Origin of the sequence: Streptomyces sp. KL2 (genome assembly GCF_046529545.1) — a bacterium.
Lineage (GTDB): Bacteria > Actinomycetota > Actinomycetes > Streptomycetales > Streptomycetaceae > Streptomyces > Streptomyces radiopugnans.
The window spans coordinates 2262706-2277615 of the sequence record NZ_CP127170.1 but is presented as its reverse complement, the minus strand read 5'-3'; the positions used below and the strand labels follow the sequence as shown (position 1 = coordinate 2277615).

Here is a 14910-nt window from a genome sequence, read left to right as displayed (position 1 = left end):
ACGGTGCGTCGGGGCGCTCGTCTTCGGGCCCGCCGCTCGTCCCCGGACCGGCGCGTCCGGTGGGGCGACCGTCGGCATGCCGGGCGCACGGCCGTGCCGCATCCGCCGCCAAGGGGCGTATATCTGGATGGACCGGGCCCGCGGCAGGCCCGGAGAGCTCAGCTCGGAACTCGGAGGAACCACGGTGGGACGACTCTTCGGTACGGACGGTGTGCGCGGAGTCGCCAACGCCGACCTGACCGCCGAAATGGCGCTCGGTCTGTCGGTCGCGGCGGCGCACGTGCTCGCCGAGGCGGGCACGTTCAAGGGCCATCGCCCGGTGGCGGTGGTCGGACGTGATCCGCGCGCGTCCGGGGAGTTCCTGGAGGCCGCGGTGGTGGCCGGGCTGGCCAGCGCGGGCGTGGACGTGCTGCGGGTGGGCGTGCTGCCGACCCCGGCCGTGGCGTACCTGACCGGCGCGCTCGGCGCCGACCTGGGCGTGATGCTGTCCGCCAGCCACAACCCCATGCCCGACAACGGCATCAAGTTCTTCGCCCGCGGCGGCCACAAGCTCGCCGACGAGCTGGAGGACCGCATCGAGCGGACCTACCGCGAGCACGCCTCCGGCGAGCCCTGGGACCGCCCGACCGGTGCCGGGGTGGGCCGGGTGAAGGAGTACGACGAGGGCTTCGACAAGTACGTCGCCCACCTCGTCGGCGTCCTGCCCAACCGGCTCGACGGGCTCAAGGTCGTCATCGACGGCGCGCACGGCGCGGCGGCGCGGGTCTCCCCGGAGGCGTTCGCGCGGGCGGGCGCCGAGGTGGTCACCATCGCCACCGAGCCCGACGGGCTCAACATCAACGACGGCTGCGGCTCCACCCACCTGGAGGGCCTGCGCGCGGCCGTCGTCGAGCACGGCGCCGACCTGGGCGTCGCGCACGACGGCGACGCCGACCGCTGCCTGGCCGTGGACGCGGACGGCAACGACGTCGACGGCGACCAGATCCTCAGCGTGCTGGCCCTGGGGATGAAGGAGGCCGGGACGCTGCGGGGGAACACCGTGGTGGCCACGGTGATGTCCAACCTGGGCTTCAAGCTGGCGATGGAGCGCGAGGGCGTGGAGCTGCTCCAGACGGCGGTCGGCGACCGCTATGTGCTGGAGGAGATGAAGCGCGGCGGCTACTCGCTGGGCGGCGAGCAGTCCGGGCACGTGATCGCCCTGGACCACGCCACCACCGGCGACGGCACCCTGACCGGTCTGATGCTGGCCGCGCGGGTGGCCGCCACCGGCCGGCCCCTGGCGGAGCTGGCGGGCGTCATGCGGCGGCTGCCGCAGGTGCTGATCAACGTGCGGGACGTGGACAAGACCCGGGTCGGCTCCTCGGCCCGGCTGGCCACCGCCGTGAACCAGGCGGAGAAGGAGCTGGGCGAGACCGGCCGGGTGCTGCTGCGCTCCTCCGGCACGGAGCCGCTGGTGCGGGTGATGGTCGAGGCGGCCGATCTCGAACAGGCCCGTGCGGTGGCGGAGCGGCTGGCGGACGAGGTCAAGTCGGCGCTGGGCTGACGTCCGGCGCGGTCCGCGCGGGCGCGCGGCCCGCTACGGCGGCGGGAGGCGGGGGCGGCCACCGGCCGTCCCCGCCTCCCGGTGTCGCGCGTCCGGCGTCCGGTCAGAGCTTGCGCAGCGACAGGCGCTGGACCTTGTGGTCCGGCCCCTTGCGCAGGATCAGGCCGGCGCGGCCCCGGGTCGGGGCGATGTTCTCCTCCAGGTTCGGGCGGTTGATCGTCCGCCAGATCCCGCGCGCGTAGTCCAGCGCCTCCTCCTCCGACACCTGCGTGTACCTGCGGAAGTAGGAGAACGGGTTCTGGAAGGCCGTCTCGCGCAGCTTGCGGAAGCGGCCCAGGTACCACCGTTCGATGTCCTCGGTGCGCGCGTCCACGTAGACGGAGAAGTCGAAGTAGTCGGCCACGGCCAGCCGGGTGCGGCCGTCCTTGCCCGGCAGGGCCGGCTGGAGGACGTTGAGGCCCTCGACGATCAGGATGTCGGGGCGGCGCACCGTCAGCACCTCGCCGGGGACGATGTCGTAGATCAGGTGCGAGTAGACGGGGGCGGTGACCTCCTCCCGGCCCGACTTGACGTCCGCGACGAACCGCGTGAGGGCTCGGCGGTCGTAGGACTCGGGGAAGCCCTTGCGCGACATCAGCCCGCGCCGGTGCAGCTCCGCGTTCGGGAACAGGAAGCCGTCCGTGGTCACCAGCTCCACACGCGGATGCTCGGGCCAGCGGGCCAGCAGCGCACGCAGCAGCCGGGCCACCGTGGACTTGCCGACCGCGACGCTGCCGGCGACCCCGATGACGAACGGGGTGCCGCGCTGGGCGCCGTGCCCGCCGCCCGCGTCGCCCAGGAAGGTGTTGAGCGCGCCGCGCAGCCCGTGGGTGGCGCCGACGTAGAGGTTGAGCAGCCGGGACAGCGGCAGGTAGACGTCCCGCACCTCGTCGAGGTCGATGACGTCGCCGAGCCCGCGCAGCTCCTCCACCTCCGCGGCGGTCAGGGGCAGCGGGGTCTTCTCCCGCAGGGCGCTCCACTCGGCCCGTCCCAGGTCGACGAAGGGGCTCGCGTCGGACGGCCGGCCGCGGCGCTGCTGCGGCAGGGCGCCGGACGCGGCGGAGGGCCAGGAGGCGGTGACGGGGGTGGACACGGGCCCATTGTCGGGCCGCGCGCGGCCGGTCTCACGGCCGTTCCCATGTGATCAGCAGCACAGATGTGTGTGCGAGGGGGGTGTACGTGGCGGTCCGGCGCGGATACGTTGACCGCATTCGCACGCTTGCTCCATGTGTGTGCACCCGCCGCGCGGGCTCCTGCCCGCTCCGGCGGGGCCGCGTACCACCGGTCCGGAGGGGATCCGTATGCCGTTGCCGTTCCGGCGCTCCCGCACAGCGCGGCGCCGCTTCACCGTGCGGACCTCCGCCGAGGCGTGCGACGCCCGGGCGTGGGAGGAACTCCTGGACGAGCTGCCCGAAGAGGACCTGGGAGAGCACCCGGACGACGTGCTGGACACCTACCGGCCGGGCGGCAGGCCGGGGTGCGAGGAGGCGGAGTACCTGGAGATCGTCAAGCGGGCGGTCGGACGAATAGGGCGAGGGCGCTGACACTTCCCGCCCCCGACTGCCCTTAGGCTGCATCGCATGTGCGGAATCGTTGGTTATGTAGGAGGGCAGTCCGCCCTCGACGTCGTCATCGCGGGACTGAAGCGGTTGGAGTACCGCGGTTATGACTCGGCGGGCGTTGCCGTCCTCGCCGACGGCGGGCTGGCCGCCGCGAAGAAGGCCGGGAAGCTGGGCAACCTCGGCAAGCTGCTGGACGAGCGCCCGCTGCCGGCCGGCGCCACCGGCATCGGCCACACCCGGTGGGCCACCCACGGCGGACCGACCGACGCCAACGCGCACCCGCACCTGGACAACTCCGGGCGGGTCGCGGTCGTCCACAACGGCATCATCGAGAACTTCGCCGCGCTCCGCGCCGAACTGGCCGAGCGCGGCCACGAGCTGGCCTCCGAGACCGACACCGAGGTCGTGGCCCACCTGCTCGCCGAGAACTTCTCCTCCTGCGGCGACCTGGCCGAGGCCATGCGCCAGGTGTGCCGCCGGCTGGAGGGTGCCTTCACCCTCGTCGCCGTCCACGCCGACGAGCCCGACACCGTCGTCGGCGCCCGGCGGAACTCGCCGCTGGTGGTCGGTGTCGGCGAGGGCGAGAACTTCCTCGCCTCCGACGTCGCCGCGTTCATCGCCCACACCCGCGAGGCCATCGAGCTGGGCCAGGACCAGGTCGTGGAGCTGAAGCGGGACCGGGTGACGGTCACCGACTTCGACGGCGCCCCCGCCGACACCCGCGCCTACCACGTGGACTGGGACGCCTCGGCCGCCGAGAAGGGCGGCTACGACTACTTCATGCTCAAGGAGATCGCCGAGCAGCCCAAGGCGGTCGCCGACACCCTCCTGGGCCGCATCGACGAGGCCGGCCGGCTGGCCCTGGACGAGGTGCGCATCCCCGACCACGTGCTGCGCGAGGTGAACAAGGTCGTCATCGTGGCGTGCGGCACGGCCTACCACGCCGGGATGATCGCCAAGTACGCCATCGAGCACTGGACGCGCATCCCCTGCGAGACCGAGCTGGCCAGCGAGTTCCGCTACCGGGACCCGATCCTGGACCAGCGCACGCTCGTCATCGCCATCAGCCAGTCCGGCGAGACCATGGACACCCTGATGGCGCTGCGCCACGCCCGTGAGCAGGGCGCCAAGGTGCTGGCCATCTGCAACACCAACGGCTCCACGATCCCGCGCGAGTCCGACGCGGTGCTCTACACCCACGCCGGGCCCGAGGTCGCGGTCGCCTCCACCAAGGCGTTCCTGACCCAGCTGGTCGCCTGCTACCTCGTCGCCCTCTACCTGGGCCAGGTGCGCGGCACCAAGTGGGGCGACGAGATCCACTCGGTGATCCGGGAGCTGTCGCAGATCTCCACGGAGGTCGAGAAGGTCCTGGCCACCATGGAGCCGGTGCGGGAGCTGGCCCGCTCCCTGGCCGACAAGGACACCGTGCTCTTCCTCGGCCGCCATGTGGGCTTCCCCGTCGCCCTGGAGGGCGCGCTCAAGCTCAAGGAGCTGGCGTACATGCACGCCGAGGGCTTCGCGGCCGGTGAGCTCAAGCACGGCCCGATCGCGCTGATCGAGGAGGACCTGCCGGTGGTGGTGGTCGTACCGTCGCCGCGCGGCCGTTCCGTGCTGCACGACAAGATCGTCTCCAACATCCAGGAGATCCGGGCCCGGGGCGCGCGGACCATCGTCATCGCCGAGGAGGGCGACGAGACGGTCGTGCCGTACGCCGACCACCTGGTGCGCATCCCCGCCACGCCCACCCTGCTCCAGCCGCTGGTGGCCACCGTGCCGCTGCAGGTCTTCGCCTGCGAGCTGGCCACGGCCCGCGGCAACGAGGTGGACCAGCCGCGCAACCTGGCCAAGTCGGTGACGGTGGAGTGAACCCGCGCAGCGGTCGGACGGCGCGCAGCGGGTGCGCCCGGCGGGCGGGGGGACGCGGATGATCGTCGGGGTGGGAATCGACGTCACCTCGATCGACCGCTTCGCCGGCGCGCTGGCCCGCACCCCCGCCATGGCCGAGCGGCTGTTCACCCCCGCCGAGCAGACCCTGCCCGGCGGGGAGCGGCGCTCGGTGGCCTCCCTGGCGGCGCGGTTCGCCGCCAAGGAGGCCCTGGCCAAGGCGCTGGGCGCGCCCGGCGGACTGGTGTGGACGGACGCGGAGGTGCACGCCTCCGAGCACGGGCAGCCGCTGCTGCGGGTGACCGGCACCGTCGCCGCCCGCGCCGCCGAACTGGGCGTGCGCCGCTGGCACGTCTCCCTCAGCCATGACGCGGGGGTGGCGACGGCCGTCGTGATCGCCGAGGGCTGATCGCGGGAGGCAGAACGCCGGGGCAGGCCACCGGGGACCGATCGCCGGGAACCGGCCGCCGAAGGGCGGCCGGTTCCCGGGTGGGCCCGGCGGCGGGCGGTCACACTGAGGGCATGAGAGATGCCTACAGCGTGCAGACCGTACGGGCCGCCGAGCGGGAGCTGATGGCGCGCCTGCCCGCCGGGACGCTGATGCGGCGCGCCGCCGCCGGGCTGGCCGCCGCCTGCGCCGGGATGCTCGGGCGCGTCTACGGCACCCGGATCGTCCTGCTGGTGGGCAGCGGCGACAACGGAGGGGACGCGCTCTTCGCCGGGGCGTACCTGGCCCGGCGCGGCGCCGGGGTGACCGCCGTACTGCTCAGCCCGGAGAGGGTCCACGCCGGCGGGCTCGCCGCGCTGCGGGCGGCCGGAGGCCGGGCCGTCGCGTCCCCCACCGCCCACACCGTGCTGGAGGGCGTGCCCGCCGACGTGCCCGCGCTTCTGCGGCGGGCCGATCTGGTGGTGGACGGCATCGTCGGCATCGGCGGCCGGGGAGGCCTGCGGCCGGACGCGGTGGAGATCACCGACGCCGTCGTGGCGGCCGGGGTGCCCGTCGTCGCCGTGGACCTGCCCAGCGGCGTGGACGCCGACACCGGCGAGGTGCGCGGTGTGGCGGTGCGGGCGGCGGCGACGGTGACCTTCGGGGCGTACAAGCCGGGCCTGCTGGTCGACCCCGCGCGCGAGCACGCCGGGGCGCTGCGGCTGGTCGACATCGGCCTGGGCCCGTATCTGGAGGCGGCCGAGCCGGTGGTGCGCGCCGCGCAGCACGCGGATGTGGCCGCCCTGCTGCCCCGCCCGTCGGCCGAGAGCGACAAGTACCGGCGCGGCGTGGTCGGCGTCGCGGCCGGCTCCGCCCGCTACCCGGGCGCGGCGGTGCTGGCGGTGGCTGGGGCGCTGCGCGGCGGCGCGGGCGCCGTGCGCTACGCCGGACCCGCGGCCGAAGCGGTGATCGCCCGCTTCCCCGAGACGCTGGTCTCCTCCGGCCCGCCCTCGCAGGCGGGCCGGGTGCAGGCGTGGGTCGTCGGGCCGGGGCTCGGCGACGGGGACGAGGCGCGTGAGAGCGTGCGCGAGGCGCTGGCCTCGGACGTACCGGTGCTGGTGGACGCCGACGGGCTGCGGCTGGTGGACGCCGGGCGGCTGCGGGGGCGCACGGCCCCCGTCCTGCTCACCCCGCACGCCGGTGAGGCCGCGGCCCTGCTGGGCATCGGACGCGCGGAGGTGGAGTCGGCACGGCTGGCCTCGGCGCGGGAGCTGGCGCGGCGGTACGGGGCGGCGGTGCTGCTCAAGGGCTCGACCACGGTGGTCGCCCCGCCCGGCGGGGACGGCCCGCTGCGGGTCAACCCCACCGGCACCGGCTGGCTGGCGACGGCCGGGAGCGGCGACGTGCTCTCCGGGCTGGCCGGCTCGCTGCTCGCCTGCGGTCTGGCGCCCGTGGACGCGGCGGTGGCGGGCTCCTACGTCCACGGCCTGGCGGGCCGCCGCGCGGCACCGCTGACCAGTGCGCTCGACGTGGCCGAGGCACTGCGCCCGGCCTGGCGGGACGTCTCGGACACCTGAGGCGCCGGAGGCGCCCCCGGTCTCGCGGCGGTGAACGGTGGCCGGCCCGGGCGCCCGGCGCCTCGCCGGGAGCGGGCCGCACACGCCGGACGGGCGGGGCGGCGGCGGGAAGGGGACCTGAGACACTGGGGGCGATGGACGTCGCAAGTGAGCCCTCCGCCCCTCGCGCGGCAGCGCGGCCCCGCCCCGGCCTGCACCGGATCGGGGCCGAGATCGACCTGGCCGCGCTGCGCGCCAACGTCCGCGCCCTGCGCGAGCGCGCGGCCGGGGCCGAGCTGATGGCCGTGGTCAAGGCCGACGCGTACGGCCACGGCATGATCCCCTGCGCCCGCGCCGCGCGGCAGGCGGGCGCGGGCTGGCTGGGGACGGCCACCCCCGAGGAGGCGCTGGCGCTGCGCGCCGCCGGGGACCGGGGCCGGCTGCTGTGCTGGCTGTGGACGCCCGGCGGGCCCTGGCGCGAGGCGATCGAGGCGGACGTCGACGTGTCGGCGAGCGACCCGTGGGCGCTGCGGGAGATCACCGCCGCCGCCCGCGCCTGCGGCCGTACCGCCCGCGTCCACCTGAAGATCGACACCGGGCTGGGCCGGAGCGGCTGCCCGCCCGCCGGCTGGGAGGCGCTGACCGCCGCGGCCCGCGCCGCCGAGACCGAGGGCACGGTGCGGGTCGCCGGGGTGTGGTCGCACTTCGCCTGCGCCGACGAGCCCGGCCACCCCTCCATCGCCGCCCAGCTCGCCGTCTTCCGGGAGGCCCTGGCCACCGCGGCCCGCGCCGGGCTCGACCCGGAGGTGCGGCACATCGCCAACTCGCCCGCCGCCCTCACCCTTCCCGAGGCGCACTTCGACCTGGTCCGCACCGGAGTGTCGGTCTACGGGCTCTCGCCCTCGCCCGAGGTCGGAGTGCCGGCGGACTTCGGACTGCGGCCGGTGATGACCCTGCGCGCCCGTCTCGCCCTGGTCAAGCGGGTGCCCGCCGGACACGGGGTGAGCTACGGCCACCACTACACCACCCCCGGCGAGACCACCCTGGCACTGGTCCCGGCCGGCTACGCCGACGGCGTCCCCCGGCACGCCTCGGGGAGCGGACCGGTACTGGTGGCGGGCAAGTGGCGGACGGTCGCCGGCCGGGTGGCCATGGACCAGTTCGTGGTGGACCTGGGCGGCGACACGGCCGCGGAGGGCGACGAGGCGGTCCTGTTCGGGCCGGGCGACGCGGGTGAGCCGACGGCTGAGGACTGGGCGCGCGCGGTGGGCACCATCGGGTACGAGATCGTGACCCGGGTCGGCGCCCGGGTGCCGCGCGTCCACCTGAACGCGGAAGCATGACGCAGGCATGACGGACGTGGGCGGCAGGGGGTGGGCGCGCCGCGCGGGAGTGGCCGGCGCGGTGCTCGGACTGACCGCGGCCACAGTGGCCGCGGGAGTGGCCGTCGAGCGGCTGACCGTGCACCGGGCGGTGCGCCGCAGGGCGCGCCTGGCCCTGGACACGGCCGGTCCGTACGGCTCGCTGCGCGGCACCCCCGGCCGGGCCGTGGCCGACGACGGCACCGAGCTGTACTACGAGGCCGACGAACCGGAGGGCGGAATACCCGAGGGCGCGCCCACGGTCGTCTTCAGCCACGGCTACTGCCTCGCCCAGGACGTCTGGCACTTCCAGCGCGCCGCCCTGCGCGGCGCCGAGCCCACCGCGCCCCCCACCCCCGCCCTGCGCGCCGTCTACTGGGACCAGCGCGGCCACGGCCGCTCCGGGCGCGGGCGGGCGGGCGAGACGGTCACCATCGACCGGCTCGGACGCGATCTGAAGGCGGTGCTCGACGCCGCCGTCCCCACCGGGCCGGTCGTCCTCGTCGGCCACTCGATGGGCGGGATGACGATGATGGCGCTCGCCCACCAGCACCCCGGGTACGTCGCCGAGCGCGTCGCCGCGGTGGCCCTGCTGGGCACCTCGGCGGGCAACCTCACGGAGGTGACCTACGGGCTGCCCGCCGCCGGGGCCCGGGCGCTGCGGCGGATGGCGCCGGGGGTGCTCAGGACGCTGGCCGCGCGGGCCGATCTGGTCGAGCGGGGGCGGCGGGCGACCGCCGACCTCTTCACGGGGCTGGTCAAGCGGTACTCGTTCGGCACCCGCGACGTCGACCCGGGGGTGGCGCGCTTCGCGGAACGGCTGATCGAGTCGGTCCCGGTCGACGTCGTCGCCGACTTCTACCCCGCCTTCGCCGAGCACGACAAGACGGCCGCGCTGGCCGCCTTCGAGGAGGGCCGGCCCGCGCTGATCCTCACCGGCGACCGCGATCTGCTCACCCCGCGCGAGCACAGCGAGGCGATGGCCGGGGCGCTGCCGCACGCGGACCTGGTGGTCGTGGAGGGGGCGGGGCACCTGGTGATGCTGGAGCACCCCGAGGCGGTCAACGACCGCCTGGCCGAACTGCTGACGCGTACCATCCACCCACATGGACACACCGCACCACCGGGCCGCGGGGGCCACCCCCGGGGCCGTTCCGGAGAGCCGGCAGAACCCCCCGGGTCCCCAGGAGACCCCGAGTCCCCGGGAGACCCCGAGTCCCCGGGAGACCCCGAGTCCCCGGGAGACCGGGGACTCCCGGAACCCCGGGCGGACCGCGAGGATCCGCGTCGCGACCCCTGACCGGATGCGGGAGCTGGGCCGGCGTCTGGCCCGGCTGCTGCTGCCCGGCGACCTCGTCCTGCTCACCGGTGAGCTGGGCGCGGGCAAGACCACCCTCACCCGCGGGCTGGGCGAGGGGCTGGACGTGCGCGGCGCGGTCACCTCGCCCACCTTCGTCATCGCCCGGGTCCACCCCCCGCTCGGCGACGGCCCCCCGCTGGTGCACGTGGACGCCTACCGGCTCGGCGGCGGCCTGGAGGAGATGGAGGACCTGGACCTCGACGTCTCGCTGCCGGAGTCGGTGGTGGTCGTGGAGTGGGGCGAGGGGAAGGTCGAGGAGCTGTCGGAGGACAGGCTGCACGTGGTCATCGAGCGCTCGGTGGGGTCGGAGACGGCCGGCGGCGCCGAGGACGGAGCGGGGGACGGAGCGGGGGACGGCTCCGGGGAGGACGCGCGGACGGTGACGGTGACCGGCGTCGGCGGGCGCTGGGCGGACCAGGACCTGTCCGTCCTCGCGGAGCCGGGGGAGAACGGGTAGGGGCCGGAGCCCGCACGGACCGCACCCGCACCCGCACCCCCGCCCGTACCCGCACCCCCGCACGGCACGGCACGCGGCGCGTACCGGGCAGGGCCCGGGTTCCGACACCGTGTCGGCAAGATGTTGCGCGCGGTGCCTCCGGCGTGTTCACATGGAGGCCGGAGAGGGTGGTTAGGTACGCCTTACCACTCCCGCCCCATGAGCCACGGGAGGACCCATGGAGGCCGAGGAACGAGAGTCCGGGACGACCGCCGAGGAAGCGCGCGCCGGAGCGCCCGGGCGCCCGCCGGGCGCCGGAGCGGTGCCGATGCGCGATCTGCTGGCCTCGTGCGCCGCGGCCGACGCGATCTCCACACCGCCGGCCCCCGAGCGCCGTACCGCGCTCGAAGGACGCCCGGACGACGAGGGCCCCCGGGCCGAGGCGGCCTGAGGGCCCGTACGGGTGGCAGGGGCTACGCGCGCCCCTTCTGCTCCCCCTGCCGCGGGCCGACACGCCGGGCCCAGGCCGGCAGCAGGAACCAGGCGCCCACGAACCACATGAACAGCGCGCCGACTATCCACCAGGCCAGGCCGTCGTGCAGCACCACGCGCAGGATCAGCAGCAGGGCGCAGGTGACCGTGCACAGCAGCAGGATCAGCCCGGTGATGGTGAGGCGGGAGGCCCACTCCACCGTCTGGGGCTTCATCCGGTGCCCGGTGACGAAGCGGTGCAGTGCCACCGGGGCGATCAGGGTGCCGGTCGCGGCCGAGCCGAGGACGACGGTGACGACGTAGATGTTGCGGTCCACTGCTCCCAGATCGGTGAACCGCTCGGTGAAGGCGACGCTCAGCAGGAAACCGAGCAGGATCTGGATGCCCATCTGGGCGACCCTGACCTCCTGCAGGAGTTCCGTCCACCGCCGGTCGGCCCGCTCCTTCTCGGTCTCCCGGTACTCCTCCCGGACCACCTGACCGCCGCCGTCCCTGTCCGGTGCCATGTCCGTTCCCAGCGCCATCCCGCCGCCCCCTTCTGCGGTCTCTCCGGTGCCCGTCCGCTTGTTCACCATCTGTTCGAAAGAGGAGGGGGCAAACGTGGGCGGGGCTTCGGCGGGCCGGTGCGGGCCTCCGCCCTCCGGAGCCCCTCGGAGCTCCCCCGGAGCCGGGGGTTCCCGGGATCAGGGGGGCGCGGGCCCGGGGCCCGGGGCCATGGGCGCAGGACTCAGGGAACGACGACGACCTTCGTGCCCGCCGTGGCGAACCGCCACATCGCCTCGCCGTCCGCGGCCCTGGAGCGGATGCCGCCCGTGCCCTCCTTCGGCGGCCCCTCGGGCAGCGAGCCGTCCACGGCGGCGCTGAAGCCCACCACGACCCCCTCCACCTGTGTGAACAGCACCACATGGGCGACGGGCACCCCGTCGGAACCGGTGACGCGCTCGGTACGGCCGCTCTCGCTCACGGTGTACTCGCCCGGCAGCGGGTCCACCGCACCGGGGACGACTCGGTAGGTCCGGGTGACCTGCTCGTTCGCGCCCACCAGCCAGACCCGGTCGCCGCGCAGGGAGTACACGACGCGCTCGCCGGCACCGGAGCCGGCCGGCAGCGCGGCCTCTTCCCGGTCCTCGGGCTTCTCGCGGTCCTCACGGCCCTTCTCCGCGGCGCCGGAGGACGGGGAGGCCGACGCGGCGGCCCCGCGGTCGTCGGCGGGGCCGCGCCGGTCCTGCGCGGCGGAGGCCTGGTAGGCCAGGAAGCCGACGGCGGCCAGTGCCGCCGCGGTCAGCCCGGCCACGAACGTACCCGCGCTGTTCCGTGCCACCGTCTCGCCCGCCTCCGGTACTCGCCGCTTCCCCGCCGGTCCTCGGAGCCCTGGAAGACCGGTGTGATCGTAAGCCCGACGGTAGCAGTCGGTAGTGGGCGCCGTGCTGCGGGCGGGCACCGGCGGTCCGCGGCGCGCCGTAGGCTGAGAGCGTGCTCCTGCTCGCTCTGGATACCGCAACCCCCGCCGTCACCGTCGCCCTGCACGACGGGACGAGGACCCTCGCAGCCGCCGACGAGGTGGACGCCCGCCGCCACGGCGAACTGCTGCTCCCGGCCGTCGACCGCGTCCTGGCCGAGGCGGGCGCCTCGCTCGGCGACGTGACCGGCATCGTCGTCGGCGTCGGCCCCGGCCCGTACACCGGCCTGCGGGTCGGCCTGATGACGGCGACGACCTTCGGGGCCGCCCGCGGCATCCCCGTCCACGGCCTGTGCACGCTGGACGGCATCGCCTACGCCGCCGGGGCGGCCGGAGTGGAGGGCCCCTTCGTCGTCGCCACCGACGCCCGCCGCAAGGAGGTGTACTGGGCGCGCTACGCCGACGCCCGCACCCGCCTCGGGGACCCGGCCGTGGACCGCCCGGCCGACATCGCCGAGCTGGTCGCCGGCGTACCCGCGGCCGGCATGGGGGCCCGGCTGTACCCGGACACCTTCACCGGCGTGCGCGACGACCTGCCCGAACACGTCTCGGCGGCCGCGCTGGCGGCACTGGCCGCCGAACGGCTCGGCTCCGGCGGGGGCGAGGAGGCCGACGGGGGGGCCGCGGGAGGGGCCGGGGGCTTCCTGCCGCCGCTTCCGCTCTACCTGCGGCGCCCGGACGCGAGGGTGCCCGCCAACTACAAGGTGGTCACACCCCGGTGACCGCGCCCGCCGAGCAGGCCCGCGAGCAGGTCGCCCTGCGCGAGATGCGCTGGTGGGACATCGAAGCGGTGCTGGAGCTGGAACGGGAGCTGTTCCCGTACGACGCCTGGTCGCCCGCCCTGTTCTGGTCCGAACTCGCCCGTGCGCGCGGCCCGCACGCCACCCGCCGCTACCTCGTCGCCGAGAACGGCGAGGGCCGCGTCGTCGGCTACGGCGGACTCGCCGCCGCGGGCGGCACCGGGGACGTCCAGACCATCGCCGCCGCCCGCGACCACTGGGGCACCGGACTGGGCGCCCGGCTGCTCACCGCGCTGCTCACCGCCGCGACCGACTTCGAGTGCCGCGAGGTCCTGCTGGAGGTCCGGGTGGACAACGACCGCGCCCGGCGCCTGTACGAGCGCTTCGGCTTCGAGGCCGTCGGCCTGCGCCGCGGCTACTACCAGCCCGGGAACGCGGACGCCCTCGTGATGCGCCGCCCCGCCGACCCCGCGCCGGACCCGGCACCCGGCCCCGCACACGACCCCGCGACGGATCCCGCACCGGAACACCAAGGAACGACGACCCATGGCTGACGAACCCCTGGTCCTCGGCATCGAGACCTCCTGCGACGAGACCGGCGTGGGCATCGTGCGCGGGCACACGCTGCTCGCCGACGCGGTGGCCTCCAGCGTGGACGAGCACGCCCGGTACGGCGGGGTGGTGCCCGAGGTCGCCAGCCGCGCCCATCTGGAGGCGATGGTCCCCACCATCGAGCGCGCCCTGAAGGACGCCGGCGTCGCCGCGGGCGACCTGGACGGCATCGCCGTCACCGCCGGCCCCGGCCTGGCCGGCGCGCTGCTGGTGGGCGTCTCCGCGGCCAAGGCGTACGCGTACGCTCTGGGCAAGCCGCTGTACGGCGTCAACCACCTCGCCTCGCACATCTGCGTCGACCAGCTCGAACACGGCGCGCTGCCCGAGCCGACCATGGCGCTGCTGGTCTCCGGCGGCCACTCCTCGCTGCTGCTGTCGTCCGACATCACCTCCGACGTGCGCCCGCTGGGCGCCACCATCGACGACGCGGCGGGCGAGGCGTTCGACAAGGTCGCCCGGGTGCTGAACCTCGGCTTCCCCGGCGGACCGGTCATCGACCGCTACGCCCGCGAGGGCGATCCGGACGCCATCGCCTTCCCGCGCGGGCTGACCGGCCCGCGCGACGCGCCCTACGACTTCTCCTTCTCCGGTCTGAAGACCGCCGTCGCCCGCTGGATCGAGGCGAAGCGGAACGCGGGCGAGGAGGTGCCGGTCGCCGATGTCGCCGCGTCCTTCCAGGAGGCGGTCGTCGACGTGCTGACCCGCAAGGCCGTACGCGCCTGCCGGGACGAGGGTGTGGACCACCTGATGATCGGCGGCGGCGTCGCGGCCAACTCGCGGCTGCGCGCGATGGCCGAGGCGCGCTGCGAGGCGGCCGGGATCACCCTGCGGGTGCCGCGCCCGAAGCTGTGCACCGACAACGGCGCGATGGTCGCGGCCCTGGGCGCCGAGATGGTCTCCCGCGACCGGGCGCCCTCCGACTGGGACCTGCCGGCCGACTCCTCCCTGCCGGTCACCGAACCGCACGTACCGGGCGCCTCGCACGCGCACGGCCACACGCACGACCGTGTGCACGAGACGAGCGCGGAGAACCTCTACTCATGACCGTCGCGCTGATGTGGGAGGCCCGCGCGGCGGACGGCCGGGGAGCCGAGCTGCTGGAGTGGGTCCGCGCCCGGCGCCTCGACCCCGTCCCCCTACGCCGTGAGACGTTCACCGCCCCGGCCGACCGGGTCCTGGTCATCACCTGGTGGGACGCCCCGTACGACGCCGAGCTCCCCGAACTGCCCTCGCCTCCCGAGGAGTTGCTCCACCGCCCGGTCCACCGCTGGCGCTTCGAGAGCGCGGACGCCGCGGGAGGTTCATGAGCGCGACGGCTGTCCGCTCGACCGGCCCGATCACCCGGAGGCATGGCTCACGCCGCCGTCGCTCGCCGCCCCGCGGGCCCGCGGCCACGGGATCGGCGCGCTGCTGATCGCGCGGGCCGCCGCGGAGGCACG

16 protein-coding genes are annotated in these 14910 nt (G+C 75.4%); 13 read left to right on the top strand and 3 right to left on the bottom strand.

Going from position 1 to position 14910, the window contains the following annotated elements:
* Window positions 1-184 precede the first annotated feature (184 nt).
* Complete coding sequence (gene glmM, locus QPK52_RS10130; protein WP_410537097.1) at window positions 185-1543, top strand: phosphoglucosamine mutase; 1359 nt, start codon at window positions 185-187, stop codon at window positions 1541-1543.
* 103 nt (window positions 1544-1646) lie between these two features.
* Here the strand turns inward: glmM and coaA are convergent, their stop codons facing one another.
* Window positions 1647-2627, bottom strand: coding sequence for a type I pantothenate kinase (coaA, locus tag QPK52_RS10125; RefSeq protein WP_410540275.1), 981 nt, complete (start codon window positions 2625-2627; stop codon window positions 1647-1649).
* A 256-nt stretch (window positions 2628-2883) separates the two neighbouring features.
* Here coaA and QPK52_RS10120 point away from each other — a divergent pair, with 256 nt between their 5' ends.
* The 8 genes from QPK52_RS10120 to QPK52_RS10085 all read left to right on the top strand — a co-directional run bounded on the left by QPK52_RS10120 (window position 2884) and on the right by QPK52_RS10085 (window position 10619).
* A complete protein-coding gene (locus QPK52_RS10120) occupies window positions 2884-3126 on the top strand; it encodes a hypothetical protein (protein ID WP_410537096.1) in 243 nt (80 codons plus the stop codon).
* A 36-nt stretch (window positions 3127-3162) separates the two neighbouring features.
* Window positions 3163-5010, top strand: coding sequence for a glutamine--fructose-6-phosphate transaminase (isomerizing) (glmS, locus tag QPK52_RS10115; RefSeq protein WP_410537094.1), 1848 nt, complete (start codon window positions 3163-3165; stop codon window positions 5008-5010).
* 58 nt (window positions 5011-5068) lie between these two features.
* Window positions 5069-5437: a holo-ACP synthase gene (locus QPK52_RS10110; RefSeq protein ID WP_410537092.1), complete on the top strand. Its 369-nt coding sequence runs from the start codon at window positions 5069-5071 to the stop codon at window positions 5435-5437.
* Window positions 5438-5550: 113 nt separating this feature from the next.
* A complete protein-coding gene (locus QPK52_RS10105) occupies window positions 5551-7032 on the top strand; it encodes an NAD(P)H-hydrate dehydratase (RefSeq protein ID WP_410537090.1) in 1482 nt (493 codons plus the stop codon).
* 134 nt (window positions 7033-7166) lie between these two features.
* Window positions 7167-8354 carry an alanine racemase gene (gene alr / locus QPK52_RS10100; RefSeq protein WP_410537088.1) on the top strand — a complete coding sequence of 396 codons (1188 nt, stop codon included), beginning with the start codon at window positions 7167-7169 and terminating at the stop codon, window positions 8352-8354.
* A 7-nt stretch (window positions 8355-8361) separates the two neighbouring features.
* The gene (locus tag QPK52_RS10095) at window positions 8362-9672 is read left to right on the top strand and encodes an alpha/beta fold hydrolase (protein WP_410537086.1); all 1311 of its coding nucleotides are present in this window, start codon (window positions 8362-8364) and stop codon (window positions 9670-9672) included.
* Window positions 9673-9676: 4 nt separating this feature from the next.
* The gene (gene tsaE / locus QPK52_RS10090) at window positions 9677-10189 is read left to right on the top strand and encodes a tRNA (adenosine(37)-N6)-threonylcarbamoyltransferase complex ATPase subunit type 1 TsaE (protein WP_410537084.1); all 513 of its coding nucleotides are present in this window, start codon (window positions 9677-9679) and stop codon (window positions 10187-10189) included.
* A gap of 217 nt (window positions 10190-10406) precedes the next feature.
* Window positions 10407-10619, top strand: coding sequence for a hypothetical protein (locus QPK52_RS10085; RefSeq protein ID WP_410537082.1), 213 nt, complete (start codon window positions 10407-10409; stop codon window positions 10617-10619).
* A 22-nt stretch (window positions 10620-10641) separates the two neighbouring features.
* Here QPK52_RS10085 and QPK52_RS10080 read toward each other — a convergent pair whose 3' ends face one another.
* Both QPK52_RS10080 and QPK52_RS10075 read right to left on the bottom strand, forming a co-directional pair.
* A complete protein-coding gene (locus QPK52_RS10080; RefSeq protein ID WP_410537080.1) occupies window positions 10642-11166 on the bottom strand; it encodes a DUF6328 family protein in 525 nt (174 codons plus the stop codon).
* A gap of 221 nt (window positions 11167-11387) precedes the next feature.
* Window positions 11388-11981, bottom strand: coding sequence for a hypothetical protein (locus tag QPK52_RS10075; RefSeq protein ID WP_410537078.1), 594 nt, complete (start codon window positions 11979-11981; stop codon window positions 11388-11390).
* A 152-nt stretch (window positions 11982-12133) separates the two neighbouring features.
* On the opposite strand from QPK52_RS10075, the gene tsaB reads away from it, so the two are divergent.
* Genes tsaB through QPK52_RS10055 form a run of 4 tightly spaced genes read left to right on the top strand, consistent with a single transcriptional unit; the run spans window position 12134 to window position 14778 of the window.
* Window positions 12134-12841 (top strand): tRNA (adenosine(37)-N6)-threonylcarbamoyltransferase complex dimerization subunit type 1 TsaB, encoded by a 708-nt coding sequence (tsaB, locus tag QPK52_RS10070; RefSeq protein WP_410537076.1) that lies wholly within the window; start codon window positions 12134-12136, stop codon window positions 12839-12841.
* A gap of 44 nt (window positions 12842-12885) precedes the next feature.
* Entirely contained in the window at window positions 12886-13413 is a 528-nt protein-coding gene (gene rimI / locus QPK52_RS10065; protein ID WP_410540274.1) for a ribosomal protein S18-alanine N-acetyltransferase, read from the top strand.
* Window positions 13406-14515, top strand: a complete 1110-nt coding sequence (gene tsaD / locus QPK52_RS10060) for a tRNA (adenosine(37)-N6)-threonylcarbamoyltransferase complex transferase subunit TsaD (protein ID WP_410537074.1) — start codon at window positions 13406-13408, stop codon at window positions 14513-14515. The genes rimI and tsaD overlap by 8 nt, the downstream gene beginning before the upstream one ends.
* Window positions 14512-14778: a hypothetical protein gene (locus QPK52_RS10055; RefSeq protein ID WP_410537073.1), complete on the top strand. Its 267-nt coding sequence runs from the start codon at window positions 14512-14514 to the stop codon at window positions 14776-14778. The genes tsaD and QPK52_RS10055 overlap by 4 nt, the downstream gene beginning before the upstream one ends.
* The last annotated feature ends 132 nt before the right edge of the window (window positions 14779-14910 follow it).